This is a genomic window from Collinsella sp. Sow4_D11 (genome assembly GCF_052116465.1).
Taxonomy (GTDB): Bacteria; Actinomycetota; Coriobacteriia; order Coriobacteriales; family Coriobacteriaceae; genus Collinsella.
Genome location: NZ_JBQKLA010000003.1, coordinates 18,548 through 33,487, shown reverse-complemented (window position 1 = coordinate 33,487; position 14,940 = coordinate 18,548). Strand labels below are relative to the sequence as shown.

Annotated in this window: 14 protein-coding genes and 4 tRNA genes; 15 read left to right on the top strand and 3 right to left on the bottom strand. The window is 57.7% G+C overall.

The genetic code is table 11. The annotated features are described in order from the left end of the window. The first annotated feature begins 58 nt into the window (after window positions 1-58). The 15 genes from ACTQ40_RS02205 (at window position 59) to leuB (ending at window position 11,131) form a co-directional block, all read left to right on the top strand. Complete coding sequence (locus tag ACTQ40_RS02205; RefSeq protein ID WP_441563239.1) at window positions 59-1,000, top strand: hypothetical protein; 942 nt, start codon at window positions 59-61, stop codon at window positions 998-1,000. A 539-nt stretch (window positions 1,001-1,539) separates the two neighbouring features. Beyond that, window positions 1,540-1,621 (top strand) — tRNA-Tyr (locus ACTQ40_RS02200). Window positions 1,622-1,631: 10 nt separating this feature from the next. Further along, window positions 1,632-1,707, top strand: a tRNA-Thr gene (locus ACTQ40_RS02195). A 3-nt stretch (window positions 1,708-1,710) separates the two neighbouring features. Continuing rightward, window positions 1,711-1,787 (top strand) — tRNA-Met (locus ACTQ40_RS02190). Window positions 1,788-1,883: 96 nt separating this feature from the next. Next, complete coding sequence (gene tuf, locus ACTQ40_RS02185) at window positions 1,884-3,074, top strand: elongation factor Tu (protein ID WP_154514756.1); 1,191 nt, start codon at window positions 1,884-1,886, stop codon at window positions 3,072-3,074. Window positions 3,075-3,352: 278 nt separating this feature from the next. Then, on the top strand, window positions 3,353-3,502 hold the full coding sequence (gene rpmG / locus ACTQ40_RS02180) for a 50S ribosomal protein L33 (protein ID WP_102372646.1): 150 nt from the start codon (window positions 3,353-3,355) through the stop codon (window positions 3,500-3,502). A 13-nt stretch (window positions 3,503-3,515) separates the two neighbouring features. After that, window positions 3,516-3,591: transfer RNA gene (locus ACTQ40_RS02175), tRNA-Trp, on the top strand. Window positions 3,592-3,667: 76 nt separating this feature from the next. Further along, entirely contained in the window at window positions 3,668-4,006 is a 339-nt protein-coding gene (gene secE / locus ACTQ40_RS02170) for a preprotein translocase subunit SecE (RefSeq protein ID WP_441563238.1), read from the top strand. 3 nt (window positions 4,007-4,009) lie between these two features. Continuing rightward, entirely contained in the window at window positions 4,010-4,546 is a 537-nt protein-coding gene (gene nusG / locus ACTQ40_RS02165; protein ID WP_427718370.1) for a transcription termination/antitermination protein NusG, read from the top strand. 120 nt (window positions 4,547-4,666) lie between these two features. Further along, entirely contained in the window at window positions 4,667-5,095 is a 429-nt protein-coding gene (gene rplK, locus ACTQ40_RS02160; RefSeq protein ID WP_022093893.1) for a 50S ribosomal protein L11, read from the top strand. Between the two features lie 116 nt (window positions 5,096-5,211). Continuing rightward, window positions 5,212-5,919 (top strand): 50S ribosomal protein L1, encoded by a 708-nt coding sequence (rplA, locus tag ACTQ40_RS02155; RefSeq protein ID WP_441563237.1) that lies wholly within the window; start codon window positions 5,212-5,214, stop codon window positions 5,917-5,919. A 426-nt stretch (window positions 5,920-6,345) separates the two neighbouring features. Then, complete coding sequence (locus tag ACTQ40_RS02150) at window positions 6,346-7,881, top strand: 2-isopropylmalate synthase (protein WP_441042004.1); 1,536 nt, start codon at window positions 6,346-6,348, stop codon at window positions 7,879-7,881. A gap of 41 nt (window positions 7,882-7,922) precedes the next feature. After that, window positions 7,923-9,188, top strand: coding sequence for a 3-isopropylmalate dehydratase large subunit (gene leuC / locus ACTQ40_RS02145; protein WP_441056809.1), 1,266 nt, complete (start codon window positions 7,923-7,925; stop codon window positions 9,186-9,188). 251 nt (window positions 9,189-9,439) lie between these two features. Further along, on the top strand, window positions 9,440-9,952 hold the full coding sequence (locus ACTQ40_RS02140) for a 3-isopropylmalate dehydratase small subunit (RefSeq protein WP_154514746.1): 513 nt from the start codon (window positions 9,440-9,442) through the stop codon (window positions 9,950-9,952). Between the two features lie 6 nt (window positions 9,953-9,958). Continuing rightward, a complete protein-coding gene (leuB, locus tag ACTQ40_RS02135) occupies window positions 9,959-11,131 on the top strand; it encodes a 3-isopropylmalate dehydrogenase (protein ID WP_441563236.1) in 1,173 nt (390 codons plus the stop codon). A gap of 50 nt (window positions 11,132-11,181) precedes the next feature. Here the strand turns inward: leuB and ACTQ40_RS02130 are convergent, their stop codons facing one another. From ACTQ40_RS02130 to ACTQ40_RS02120, 3 genes are all read right to left on the bottom strand, one after another. Further along, a complete protein-coding gene (locus ACTQ40_RS02130; RefSeq protein ID WP_441563235.1) occupies window positions 11,182-11,892 on the bottom strand; it encodes a metallophosphoesterase family protein in 711 nt (236 codons plus the stop codon). Then, complete coding sequence (locus ACTQ40_RS02125) at window positions 11,889-13,805, bottom strand: BMP family ABC transporter substrate-binding protein (protein ID WP_441563234.1); 1,917 nt, start codon at window positions 13,803-13,805, stop codon at window positions 11,889-11,891. The genes ACTQ40_RS02130 and ACTQ40_RS02125 overlap by 4 nt, the downstream gene beginning before the upstream one ends. Before the next feature lie 116 nt (window positions 13,806-13,921). After that, complete coding sequence (locus ACTQ40_RS02120) at window positions 13,922-14,689, bottom strand: mechanosensitive ion channel family protein (RefSeq protein WP_441563233.1); 768 nt, start codon at window positions 14,687-14,689, stop codon at window positions 13,922-13,924. Window positions 14,690-14,940: the final 251 nt, after the last annotated feature.

Here is a 14,940-nt window from a genome sequence, read left to right as displayed (position 1 = left end):
AATGCTGCTTGGACAGTTCATAAAAAGAAACATGCCATATGCGGCCGAGCTCAACGATATGATTTCCCGTCCAGGCGAGGGATATGCTATTAGCCAGATGGCGGTAGCGCCCGTCGATACGGGGAGCTTGCACATGCGCATCAAAGCATATGCAAATGGACCCGATGGTCCATATTTGGAGGGACGCCTTGCTCTCTACCATCAGGTGCACGAGCTTTTTGCGCTGCTTGCGGCCGAGCCGCCCAACAAAGGCATGAAGGGCTACGAGCTCAAGGATTCCTTTATTGGCGGTGAAGAGGCAGACTTGATTATGCTCACCGTTTCCCACGAAGAGCGCTCGCAGGAAGACATCGCCTATAACGTTTTGCTGTGTAGCAAGAACGCGGTGGGGGAGCGCCGTGCCAGGATTCGCGATGGCGTGCGTATCGGCGGCATGTGCGTAGCCGAGGAGTTTGGGTATCGCGGCGAATTCAGGTCCTCGGTGCACCCGCTGGCGCTGCCGCTCAATTTGAGCGAGGTCTATGTGCTTATGGACGCGCTGGCTGCCTATGAGCGCGGATGCAGCCGGTTTGATCCCCATGGTAGGACGGCTCGGCGTATTGCAGGCATGATCAAGCGCGAGCTGAGCGGTTACGCTAAGGAGAAACTTGGTTCGCGTTTGGAGGGGATGGGCTTTGCTCAACTGGAGGAGGTCGACCCTATGTTTGTTCCTGATATTCCAGGGGATAAAGTGCCTGAGGGCAGATCTTCGCAGGTTGCCAATTGGCTCTTATATGAAAAGGCTGGTCGCTGGGCGCGTGTGTGTCTCGCGGGTGGCGGGAGCGTGCAAGGGATTATCTTGCCGCGAGATGAGCTTGGCCGCTTCTTTGCGAGTCGTCCACAAGCGGCGAGGGATGGTGCGGCCCAAGCGGATTCACGACCCAAGTGTGTCGTCTGGCGAAGCGATGATGACTACGACGTTATCGATTGGGCAGATGTCGTGGATGTAAGGCGAGAATAGATAAATGTCTCGATCTGTAACACGAAGGGGCGGAAAACCGTTCTAACTGTTACAGAATGAGACGTAAGCTAGGGTCTCTGCGAAACATCTCAATCTGTAACAACTAGGGAAGGAAAACCGTTCTTGCTGTTACAGATTTAGATAAACGGGAGACCGCCAGGGAAACATCTCGATCTGTAACAGATAGGGGAGAAAATGTTCTCTAAATGTTACAGATCGAGACAAAGGCCGGACCGGTCCCAGTCATCCTGGTTGAGCGAGGATATTCGGACGCACGAGGATCGTTATCGAAAGTCGATACCGCAAGGGTACTCCACCACACCAAAGTGTTCCCTCGGGAAATGTCGCCAGCGCAGCCAAATCCGCCGTTCTTCATATCTAAATTCAGCAAAACCGCAGGTCAAAGGTATATAGATACGCCCGGCACCGTGTATTTAGAGGTTTTCGTTGACAGCCCCCAAGGTTGCATCGTATTATCTTTTTCGTTCGCGGGGGCGGAGGCCCAAAAGACCAAAGAACCTGCGGATACTTGAACGATTGGGAGTTTGCCCGAGTGGTTAATGGGGACGGGCTGTAAACCCGTTGGCTCTGCCTACATAGGTTCGAATCCTATAGCTCCCACCCGTCAAGTGCCTGTATAGCTCAGTCGGTAGAGCACTTCGTTGGTAACGAAGAGGTCACCAGTTCAAGTCTGGTTGCAGGCTCCATCCGGCGGTGTAGCTCAGTTGGTTAGAGCACACGGTTCATACCCGTGGCGTCACTGGTTCGAATCCAGTCACCGCTACCATAGGTAACACGGTGGCTTCTCAATAGTATGTTGAGAGGCCACTATGGTATAAAGGCATAGTCCCGTCCGGGGACGACCTGTTTAGAGGAGGGCTTTATGGCCAAAGAGAAGTTTGAGCGCACTAAGCCGCATGTTAACATCGGCACCATCGGTCACGTCGACCACGGCAAGACCACGCTGACCGCTGCCATCACCAAGGTTCTCTCCGAGACCGAGGGCTGCAAGGCTGACTTCACTGCGTTCGAGAACATCGACAAGGCTCCCGAGGAGCGCGAGCGCGGCATTACGATCTCCGTCTCCCACGTCGAGTACGAGACTGCTGCCCGTCACTACGCTCACGTTGACTGCCCGGGCCACGCTGACTACGTCAAGAACATGATCTCCGGTGCTGCTCAGATGGACGGCGCCATCCTGGTCATCGCCGCTACCGACGGCCCCATGGCTCAGACCCGCGAGCACATCCTGCTCGCCCGTCAGGTCGGCGTTCCCTACATCGTCGTCTTCCTGAACAAGTGCGACATGGTCGACGATGACGAGCTCATCGACCTCGTCGAGATGGAGACCCGTGAGCTCCTTTCCGAGTACGAATTCCCCGGCGACGACATCCCCGTCATCCGTGGTTCCGCTCTGGGCGCTCTCGAGGGCGACGCCAAGTGGATGGACGCCATTCGCGAGCTCATGTCTGCCGTCGACGAGTACATCCCGACGCCTGCTCGTGACAACGACCTCCCGTTCCTGATGGCCGTTGAGGACGTTATGACCATCTCCGGCCGTGGTACCGTTGCTACCGGCCGTGTCGAGCGCGGTGAGCTCAAGCTCAACGAGCCCGTCGAGATCGTCGGCATCAAGGATACCCAGAACACCGTCGTTACCGGTATCGAGATGTTCCGTAAGTCCATGGACTTCTGCGAGGCTGGCGACAACGTCGGTCTGCTGCTCCGCGGCATCAAGCGCGAGGACATCGAGCGCGGCCAGGTTCTCTGCAAGCCCGGTTCGGTTACCCCGCACACCAAGTTCACCGGTGAGATCTACGTTCTGACCAAGGAGGAGGGCGGCCGTCACACCCCGTTCTTCGATGGTTATCGTCCTCAGTTCTACTTCCGTACCACCGACGTTACCGGTACGGTCAAGCTCCCCGAGGGCACCGAGATGGCTATGCCTGGTGACCACATCACCATCGAGGGCGACCTCATTCACCCGATCGCTATGGAGGAGGGCCTGCGCTTCGCTATCCGCGAGGGTGGCCACACCGTCGGTTCGGGCATCGTCTCCACGATCATTGAGTAAATTAGCTCTCTGATACAGCTGACTTAGAGAACCCGGCACTTATATGGGTGCCGGGTTCTTTTCTACGTGGGTCTTTTTGCCTGATGATTACGCTTAGCTCGCTCTTAAGTTGAGCGTGAGGAATCGATTAGATCTCGTTGGCTCCATTGATGTGTTCCAAATATGAATGGATCTACCGAGAACCAATTGATTCGAGGTTTTCGTTGACAGCACTTACGTAGAGCTGATAAAGTACCAACTCGTGCCCGTACGGGGCGGATATGAAAGGTTCAGGATACATGCGTACTCTAGTTACTCTTGCGTGCACTGAGTGCAAGCGCCGCAACTATACGACCACTAAGAACAAGGCGAACATGCCTGATCGTATGGAGATCAAGAAGTATTGCCCCTGGTGCCGTCACCACACGCTGCACAAAGAGACTCGCTAGTCTCTAGTCACATACGCCAGTAGTTCAATTGGTAGAGCATCGGTCTCCAAAACCGAGTGTTGAGGGTTCGAGTCCTTCCTGGCGTGCCAGTCATTATTCCGTAAGCTCCCATTTGGGGGCTTACGGTTTACTCATGTATAAGCGCATTGCGCGGAGGTAACCCAAATGGCCAACAAGAAGAACAAGAAGAAGGCACAGCAGCAGGCGCCTGTCAACAAAGCTGCCGCCAACTCCAAGGTTGAGGCCAAGAAGGCCGTTGCCAAGAAGAGCGAGAAGGCTGCGAAGTCCAAGAAGAACGAGAAGCCCGGTTTCTTCGCCCGCACCAAGAAGTATTTTGCTTCGGTGAAGTCCGAGATGAAGCGTGTCACGTGGCCCGATAAGAAGGAGCTCGTGAACTACTCGGTCGTCGTTTGCGCTTCTCTGATCGTCGTCGGCGTCGTCATCGCTCTGCTCGATGCTGGCTTTGGCGAGGCTCTTGCTCTGTTCTCTGGATTGAGGGGCTAAACCATGTCTAAGCGTTGGTACGTCGTCCACACTTACTCTGGATACGAGAACCGCGTTAAGTCCGATCTCGAGCATCGCATCGAGACCATGGGCATGCAGGATCGTATCTTTGATATTGAGATTCCTATGGAGCGCGTCACCGAGATCAAAGAGGGTGGCAAGCGCGAGACCAAGGATTCTAAGATCTTCCCGGGTTATGTCCTGGTTCGCATGGAGATGGATGACGATGCATGGACGTGTGTTCGCAACACGCCCGGCGTCACCGGTTTCCTGGGCGGCAACGGCAAGCCCGCTCCGCTTTCCCGCGACGAGTACAATAAGATGACTCGTCGTCCCGGTAAGGGCGATTCGCCCAAGCGTACGTCGGTTGATATTGAGGTTGGTACGTCCGTCCGCGTCACCGATGGCCCGCTTACCGACTTTGATGGCAAGGTCTCCGAGGTTAACGCCGAGGCAGGCAAGCTCAAGGTCACGCTGATGATCTTTGGCCGCGAGACGCCGGTCGAGCTTGACTTTAACCAGGTCGCTGTCATCGCTTAAGTTTTCGTCCGTTCGCGCGAGCGTGCTTCTTCTGTGACTGCTCATCTCAGGAGTGCTTCTAACACGTGCGTGCTTACGATATAGCAAGTACTTCACACTCGTGATTCGAAAGGAATGACCATGGCTGAGAAGAAGGTTGCCAACGTCATTAAGCTCCAGATTCCTGCTGGTGCCGCTAACCCCGCTCCTCCCGTCGGCCCCGCCCTGGGCGCTGCTGGCGTGAACATCATGCAGTTCTGCCAGGCCTTTAACGCCGAGACGCAGGACAAGAAGGGCGACATTATCCCCGTTGAGATCTCTGTCTACGAGGATAAGTCCTTCTCCTTCATCACCAAGACTCCGCCGGCGGCTCACCTCATCAAGAAGGAGCTGAACCTCAAGTCTGGTTCCGCTAAGCCCCAGGCCGACAAGGTTGGCCAGCTCTCTCAGGAGCAGCTCACCAAGATCGCCGAGATCAAGATGCCGGACCTCAATGCCAACGACATTGACGCCGCCAAGAAGATCATCGCCGGTACCGCCCGTTCCATGGGCGTCACCATCGCTGAGTAGCGTTTTTCTAGGTAACGACGGGTGCTCCGACCGGGGCGCCCGTTAAATGTGTGCAATAGGGCACACGATACGATGTGGGAGGGCTCACGCCCGTTTAACCACAGGAGGTAATGCACATGGCTAAGCATGGTAAGAGCTATAACGCCGCTGCCGAGAAGGTCGACCGCGCCACGCTCTACACCCCCCTTCAGGCTGCCAAGCTCATCAAGGAGCTCGACACCGCCAAGTTCGACGAGACCGTCGAGGCCCACTTCCGTCTGGGCATCGATACTCGTAAGGCTGACCAGAACATCCGTGGTTCCATCTCCCTGCCCCACGGCACCGGCAAGACCGTTCGTGTTGCCGTCTTCGCCGAGGGCGAGAAGGCCCGTGAGGCCGAGGCTGCCGGCGCCGACATCATCGGTTCCGACGAGCTCGTCGCCCAGATCCAGAATGGCGAGATCAACTTCGACGCCGCTATCGCTACGCCGAACATGATGGCCAAGGTTGGCCGCATCGGTAAGATCCTTGGTCCCCGTGGCCTCATGCCGAACCCCAAGCTCGGCACCGTGACCATGGACGTCGCCAAGATGGTCTCCGAGCTCAAGGCCGGCCGCGTTGAGTATCGCGCCGACCGTTATGGCATCTGCCACGTGCCCCTGGGCAAGAAGTCCTTCTCTGAGCAGCAGCTCGTTGAGAACTACGCTGCCCTGTACACCGAGATCCTGCGCGTCAAGCCCTCTTCTGCTAAGGGCAAGTACGTCAAGTCCATCTCTGTGTCTTCCACCATGGGCCCTGGCGTCAAGGTCGATCCCGCTGTCCAGCGTGACTTCCTGGCTGAGTAACTTCTAGTTACTGCCTGAGCAAAGCAAGCATTGCTAAAGGAACCCGGTTCTGTCTCGTGCAGGACCGGGTTCCTTGCTATTTCGGGCCAAAACCAACACGAAGGAGATAGGCGCCTTTGTGGTGGTTTTGGTTCAAAATCCCCGTTGCGCGTCGTTTTGCCTGTGTTACACTTTAGCCTAATGTAGTGAATACCCGAGGCTGAAAGGAGCCAGACATGTTCTATAACAAACAGCAGCTCCTAGGCCTAGCGCTACTAGATTGGATAGCGCGCTAGGGTTGTAATTTCGCTATAACGATTAGTTGTACCCGGGTGCGCTATCTTCCGCCGCTTTTGGGCGTGATGAGCGACACGGGTATTATTCTATCTTGAGGCACTCCATCTCTCCTGAAAGCCATCTGTATCTTTAGCCTGTCAGGAGGAAATCATGAGCCGCAAAATCGCAATCTTTGACACAACGCTTCGTGACGGGGAGCAGTCTCCCGGCGCCAGCATGAATACCGAGGAAAAGCTCGTTATTGCACGCCAGCTGGTACGTATGAATGTCGACGTGATCGAGGCGGGATTTCCTATTTCGAGCCCCGGTGATTATCGTTCCGTACAGGAGATTGGCAAGATCGCGGGTGACCGGTGCACGGTATGCGGTCTCACCCGTGCGGTCGATAAGGATATCGAAGTGGCCGCAGAAGCCCTCAAGACGGCTCAGAGGCCCCGTATCCATACCGGTCTGGGTGTGAGCCCCAGCCATCTGCGTGACAAGCTCCATATGACCGAGGATGAGGCTATCGAGCGCGCTATTCACGCCGTAAAGCACGCTCGTAAGTTTGTCGACGATGTCGAGTTTTATGCCGAGGATGCGGGCCGCTCCGATCAGGAGTTCCTGGTCTGCATTATCGAGGCAGCGATCAAGGCCGGCGCTACGGTCGTGAATATTCCGGACACCACGGGCTATAACATGCCTTGGGAGTTTGGTGCTCGTATTCGCGATCTGCGCGAGCGCGTGGCCGGAATCGAGGACGTTACGATTTCGGTCCACACGCATAACGATTTGGGCATGGCCACAGCCCTTGCACTCGAGGCGGTCCGCAATGGCGCGACGCAGATCGAGTGCACCGTCAACGGCTTGGGCGAGCGCGCGGGCAACACGGCGCTCGAGGAGGTCGTCATGGCCATGAGGATGCACGAGCAGGACCTGGATGCACATACCGATATCGTGACGACCGAGCTTACGCGCGCATCCAAGCTCGTCAGTTCAATTACTGGTATTAACGTGCAGCCCAATAAGTCCATTGTGGGCGCTAATGCGTTTGCCCACAGCTCGGGCATTCACCAGGATGGCGTGCTCAAGGCGCGTGACACCTACGAGATTATCGATCCCAAGGACGTGGGTGCAGCGGGATCCGAGATTATCCTTTCGGCACGTTCGGGCCATGCGGCGCTGCGCCATCGTCTCGCTGAGCTGGGTTATACGTTTGGCGATGAGGAATTCGAGTCGATCTATCAGCGCTTCTTGGAGATTGCAGATCAAAAGAAGGAAGTCTTTGACGAGGACCTGGAGTCGATGATTCAGGAGCGCCAGCGCGAGGTCAAGGCGATCTACACCCTCGACGCGCTCCAGGTTTCCTGCGGCGACCCGCTTATTCCTACGGCCACGGCAACCATCACGGACGAGGACGGCGCGACACGGGTGGTTTGCTCGACGGGTACCGGTCCGGTGGATGCGGCGTACAAAGCGGTTGACAAGGCCATCTCTGCCCATGGCGAGCTGACGGAGTTCAACGTTAAGGCCATTACGCGTGGTATCGACGCCATCGGCGAGGTGACGGTGCGCATCACCGCCGAGGACGGCAAGATCTACACCGGCCGCGGCGCGGATACCGACATTATCGTGAGCTCGGCCAAGGCTTACATCAACGCTATTAACCGCATGATTCAGACCAACCGTTCCAAGGCGGGCAAGTAACGATATTCGGCAGGGCAAAGCCCGCTTGAGAGGGGAATCACATGGCACGTCCCATGACCGTAGCAGAGAAGATTTTGGCGGCACACGCAGGCCTGGACGAGGTAAAGCCGGGCCAGCTGGTCGAATGCGACCTGGACATCGTGCTCGCCAACGATATTACCGCACCTATCGCGATCGATGTCTTTCGCGAGCTGGGTGCCACCGAGGTGTTCGATCGCGACCGCGTTTGCCTGGTGCCCGATCACTATGCGCCCAACAAGGACATCAAGAGCGCCGAGCAGACCAAAAAGATGCGAGATTTTGCGCACGAGCAGCATGTGACGCACTATTACGAGCAAGGCTGCGCGGGCATTGAGCATGCCCTGCTGCCCGAGCGCGGCGTGGTGGTCCCGGGCGATCTGATTATCGGTGCCGACTCGCATACCTGCACGTATGGCGCCTTGGGTGCGTTTTCGACCGGTGTGGGCTCAACAGACGCCGGCGTGGGCATTGCCACGGGGCGCGCATGGTTTAAGGTGCCGCCGACGATTCGCTTTGAGATTAACGGCGAGCTTGAGGACGGCGCCACCGCCAAGGACATCATCCTGCACATTATCGGCATGATCGGCGTGGACGGTGCTCTGTACCAGGCCATGGAGTTTGCCGGCAGCACCATCGAGGGCCTGTCGATGGAAGGTCGCATGACAATTTCGAACATGGCGATCGAAGCGGGCGGCAAGGCGGGCATTATCGAGGTCGATGATGTTGCCCGCGCCTGGCTCAAGGGGCGCTGCGAGCGTGATTACGTTGAGTATCACGCCGATCCAGACGCCGAGTATGCCCAGGTTATCGCCATTGACGCGGCCGACATTAAGCCGTGTGTATCGTGGCCGCATCTGCCCAGCAACACCCATCCGGTGAGCGAGAGCCGTCACATCATGATCGACCAGGCGGTAATCGGCTCGTGCACCAACGGACGTATCGAGGATATGCGTGCTGCGGCCGAAGTCATGCGCGGCCATAAGGTTGCCGACGGGGTGCGTTGCATCGTGATTCCGGCGACCCAGGCGGTCTTCCGCCAGTGCATGAAGGAGGGATTGACCGACATTTTCCTAGATGCCAACTGTGTGTTCTCTACGCCCACGTGCGGTCCGTGCCTGGGCGGCTACATGGGCATCTTGGCGGCGGGGGAGCGTTGCGTTTCTACGACCAACCGCAACTTTGTCGGCCGTATGGGCGACCCCACGTCCGAGGTCTATCTGGCCTCGCCGGCCGTGGCGGCTGCTTCTGCCGTGGCGGGGCACATATGCTTGCCGTCTGACCTGTAGGGGCTACGGGGTCCTTCGACCTTTGCTCGCTACGGCGGACAGTCCTGGCACTTTTTTGTTCGCCGAAGGCGAACGCTAACTTTCCATTAGCTTTTTTGTAGCCGAAACGCGAACGAGGGATTTGATATTTGCTTGCGTCGAGTTCCGCACGAGCCGGAGAGCACTTAATGTGCTCTCCGTGCGAGCAGGACTGTCCGAGTAAGTAAGTAAATATCAAATCCCCCGCATTCCATGTTTGAACGGAGAATGATATGAACTTTGAAGGTTCGGTTTTTCGATATGGTCGTGACGTTGATACAGATGTCATCATTCCTGCTCGGTATCTGAACTCGTCCGACCATGCGCACTTGGCGGCGCATGCTATGGAGGATATTGATCCCGCGTTTGCCTCTGCCGTGAGGCCCGGTGACATCATTGTGGCTGAGGAGAACTTTGGTTGCGGTTCTTCGCGTGAGCATGCCCCGGTTGCCATTAAGGCTGCAGGGGTGTCGTGTGTTATTGCCAAGAGCTTCGCACGCATCTTCTATCGCAATGCCATTAACGTGGGCCTGCCCATTATGGAGTGCCCCGAAGCTGTCGATGCGATTTGTGCCGGCGATACCGTGAAGGTCGATACCGATGCGGGTGTCATCACCAACGAGCGTACTGGCGAGACTTTTACAGCTGAGCCGTTCCCGCCATTTATTGCCGAGATTATCGAAGCCGGCGGTTTGGTTGCGCGCACGCGTGCCAAGATTGTCGCGGCAAAGGGTCAGGAGGCGTAAGCGATTATGACGGTCAAGCTGGATAATCCGTTTGCAAACGGGCCGAGTAGCGAGAGCTGGAGCTGCAACGTGAAGAAGACCTATAAGATCTGCTGTCTTCCTGGTGACGGCATTGGGCCCGAGGTTATTACCGAGGGTAAGAAGGTGCTGGCTGCTGTGGGCAAGCGCGCTGGCGTAGAGTTTGCCTTTGAGGATCACCTGATTGGTGGCGCGGCGATCGATGCGTGCGGCAATCCGCTGCCCGATGAAACCCTTGCGGCGGCAAAGGCGTCGGACGCCGTGCTGTTGGCATCCGTCGGTGGCCCAAAGTGGGATTCGACCGATCCGGCGGTCCCGCGCCCCGAGCAAGGCTTGCTGCGTATCCGCAAAGAACTCGGCCTCTATACCAACCTTCGCCCCGTAAAAATCTACGACGCACTTGCCAGCGCATCGACGCTTCGTCCCGAAGTCATCAAGGGCGTTGACATGGTACTCGTCCGCGAACTTACCGGTGGCATTTACTTTGGCAAGCACGAGCGCTTTTATGACGAGGGCGGTGCGGGCACCGACGGTGTGGCTGGCCAGCGCGCGGTTGACGTAATGGAGTACCGCGAGTACGAAGTTGAGCGCATCGCCCGCCAGGCGTTCGAGGCGGCTCGCAAGCGTCGCGGCAAGGTGACAAGCGTGGACAAGCGCAATGTATTGGAGACGAGCCGCATGTGGCGTGAGGTCGTGCATCGCGTGCATGACGATGAGTATCCAGATGTAGAGCTTGAGGACCTGCTCGTCGACAACGCCGCCATGCAGCTCATTAACCGACCGGCCGACTTTGACGTCGTAGTTACGGAGAACATGTTCGGCGACATTCTCTCCGACGAGGCGGCGCAGATTACCGGATCGCTCGGCATGCTTGCCTCGGCTTCGCTGGGCGATGGCGTGTCGCTGTTTGAGCCGAGCGCCGGCAGCGCGCCCGACATCGCGGGGCTCGGTATCGCTAACCCGCTTGCGCAGATCCTGTCGGCGGCAATGCTGCTCACGTACGCGCTCGACATGGGTGAGCAGGCTGCTTGGATCGAAAATGCCGTGGGACGTGTGCTTGATGAAGGCTGGCGTACCCGCGACATCGCCGATGCCAGCACCCCTGCCGATAAGATCCTCGGCACGACCCAGATGGGCGATAAGATCATCGCCGCGCTGTAGTGTCGAGATGTCCGGAACCACCACAAAGGCACCTGTCCCCTTTGTGGTGGTTACCAGGGGGTTCTGGCGGTTGAGGACTCTATTGCCTCGTGGCGCTTGAGCTCGCGGCGCATGGTTTGCGAATTGAGCCAGGCTGCCTGCCAGCCACGGATGGGGTAGCGCGCTTCGTCCAGCTCAAACTGCGTATAGCCGCAGGCGTTGATAATCGTCGTTCCGCATGCGTGCTGGCGTTCGCGTTGAAAGTCGCGAACATAGCATTGGTGCACATGCCCGTGCACCATGTAGTCGGGATTCCATGTCTTGATCGCTGTGTTAAAGCATTCGAATCCCCGATGCGGCAGATCGTCCAGATCGCCCATGCCGGCGGCGGGCGCATGGGTGAGCAAGATGTCGCAGCCGCCGACCATCCTCACTTTGCGGGACAGCTTGCGCACGCGCTTGGCCATCTCGCGCTCGGTGTACATGTTAGCGCCATCTCGATAGCGCATGGAGCCGCCAAGCCCCGCAATGCGGACGCCGCGATACACGTACACGGTGTCTTCGACACAGATGCAGCCGCCCGGTGCATGACGCGCGTAGCGGTCATCGTGATTGCCACGCACGTAGATGAGCGGTCTGTTGATGACCGTGACCAAAAACTCAAGATAGTCCGGGTCTAGATCGCCAGCGGACAAAATTAGGTCGACACCCTCAAAGCGTTCCTTGCGAAAGCACTCCCATAGGCATCGTTCTTCGGCATCGGCTATGGCAAGTATTTTCATAGGGCGTGGACTTTCGGCTCATCGTCGGGCTGCGGAATGGTGCCCACCACGTTGTCGGCCAGCCAGTCCATCTCGACGATTTGCGTGCTCGGCAGTGGGGGAAAGCCCTCAATCTGCACCACGCCGTCTTGGCTGTGGAGCTCGCCGCCAAATGGATTGATGGAGCCCTCGACGATGCCATTGCGGAGGAGCTGAACAAGCTTGCGCGTCTGATAGGGCAGGCCCGGAGCGTAGCGAATGTCGATAACGCCCGAGCTCATGCCATACCAGTAGTTGACGGCGCGAACCTGGCTGTCGTCACTGGTCTCATCCCAGGTGCCATGCAGTAGACTTCGCACGATAAGCTCGTAGTATCGGCCCCAGTTCCATACCGGCATGGCAATGCCGGTAACCTTGCCATCGACCAGGCGGTGGAGTCCGTAGGCCGTGGGGTCTTCGAGCGACTTTGACATGTCGGCGCCGGTCATGACGCTCACGCCTTCGCGGCACATGGCCTCGGCAAGGCCTCCGGCGGGCACATCGCCCCAGGTCAGGATAATTTGCGCACGGGGGTCGAGCAGCGAGGCGCCAATCGCAAAGGCGTTGATCTCGCTGAGTGCGCCCGAGGCGAAGACCGACGCGTGGTAACCGATGCGGTGGTTGTCCGCCATGCTGGCGGCAAGGGCGCCCAGGAGAAACTTGGCTTCGTACATCTTGCCAAAGTACGAACGGACGCTTTGGTGGGGAAGGCCGATGGAGCAGTTAAGGAACCGAACCCGGGGATATTCAACGGCAGCCCTGAGCGTGTATTCCATCAGGCGGTGCGAGGTCGAGAAGATGACGTTTGCTCCATGTTTGACAGCCGTTTCCACGGCGGCGTAGAACACGTCCGGATCGTGACAGTCCTCAAACGCCTCGGTGCGCACGATACCGCCAAAGTGCTCATCGAGATACTGACGCCCTTGGTCGTGCAGGCTGTCCCAGCTCGACGTCGCACAGGTGAATTCATGGATAAAGGCGATGCGCAGGGGGTTGGCCGCCGAATAGACGGTCTTGCCCATAAAGAAGTTGAGCATGCCGGAGGTGGACTTGGCGGGCAACCCCTCCTCATCGACGTTCGGCGCTTCGACAAGATCGACCTTGTCCTCGTCACTTTTCCCGGCAATGACCAGCTCGCGCCAAATCTTGCACAGGCGGTTTACGACGATATCTGTCGGCGTATCCAGCAGGCGGTCCTGGTTGTACACATTGAGGTACACGAGCATGGCGTCGGCGGGCGTAATGTCCAGGTGGTCGCCGCCCGCGCGAAGGTAGGCGCGCTTAAAGAGTAGGAAGGTGTGGCGCAGGTAGTCGACCTTTTTCTGGGGCCATTTTTCGATAAGGTTCTGACCGAGCATCTTGGCGAGCGTTTCGTAGCTTCCTTCGCGCGAGAACTCGATCTCGTATAGGGGGCAGACACGCCAAAACGCGCAGAACTCGCCGTACAGGCGGCTTTCGACGGAATCCCATTTGCCGGGGTAGAGGCGGGTGACCTTGGCCGAAACCGTCGGGGCGTCCAGGAATTTGAGGACGCTGACGCGCTTGTTGCCCTCCTGGACATAGAACCGATGCATGAACTCGGTGACGATGATGGGGTCGCGATAGCCCTCGGTTACCTGAATGTCGTAGAGGTTGGACCACTTGCGGGCGAACTCGGTGCTAAACGGCAGCAGGGGCATAAAGTTGCATGAAAAGGCGGACTGACGGCCCTTGGTAACCGTGCCGACAACCATTTCGAGCGGAATATCCCGCAGGCCGACATTCTCTCGCTGACCTAGGGGGAGCTGGGCAACCAAACTGTCGAGGTCCGTAAGGTATGGATGCTCGCATTGGCTAATGGCGCGTCGACGTCCTTGCTCGCCGCGCTTGCGTGCTTGACGGTAGGCCTCTTCCATAGTTTGCTCCCTTAGTCGTTTAAACAACTGTATGAACTATGGTACCACGAATGAAAACCTCCCATTTCCCGATGTCAAAGAAATGGGAGGCAGTTCACTGTCCCCTTTGTGGCGGTTTAGGCGATGATGGGGGCGATGGCGCGGATGCAGGCGTCGGCTGCCGTGAAGGTGGTGCTGTCGTCGCTGACGATAAAGATGATCTTGCCCTTGATGCCAAAGTCGCCGATTTCGCTAAAGAGCACGTAGGGCTCCTGGTCAAAGCCCGAGATGGGCGAGATGGCCGTTTTGGTGGCGCTGACGAGCTCGTCTGCTAACGCATCGAGTGATGCCCATTTGGAGGGGTCTTTTACCGCGAGGGGCACGGCCACACGTCCAAAGGGCATCAGATGCACGAGCGTGTCCTTGGAGATGTTGGAGTTGGGCACAATGATGGTCTGCCCGTAGGCATCCTCGATGGTCGTGTGGCGCCAGGTGATGTCCTGGACCACGCCCGACACGCCGCCAACCTCGATATTGTCGCCGGGCTTGATGATGCCCATAAAGGTCACCTGCATGCCGCCGATAAGGTTCGACAGCGTGTCCTGAAAGCCGAGCGAGATGGCAATGCCGCCGACGCCAAGAGCGGCGACGAGCGCGTTTGCGTTAATGCCAAAGCAGTTGTCTAGGATAAAACTGCCGCCGACCATCCAGATGACGGCGCGCGCAATGTTGATGAAGATGCTCGATGCCGGAAGCGGGTTATCGTCGCGGTTGAGCAGGTGACGCAGCGTCTTGGAAACGACTTTGGCGGCGACGGCGGTACCTATCGCCAAGATGCCGGCCCAGATGATGTTGTGGACCCACCGCTGTTCAAAGAAATGAAGAATCGGCTCAAACAATTCCATGTAGGGAAAACCTCCTCAAGATCGTTCAACCATGATACCCACCAAAAAGCCCGTCCGATCACATTGGACGGGCCGATAACTTGAGATGGGGCGTCCGCGGTGGCGTAAGCTGGGGCACCGGCGAGTACGCCGGCAAGGAGTGCGGCGGTCAAGCAAGACGAGGAAGAGATCCTCTCATGGCAGTTTCCTTAGTTCTTAACCTGTGGTCCCTGCTGACGCTGGATTATCGACATAATATGCGAAAACCGCCG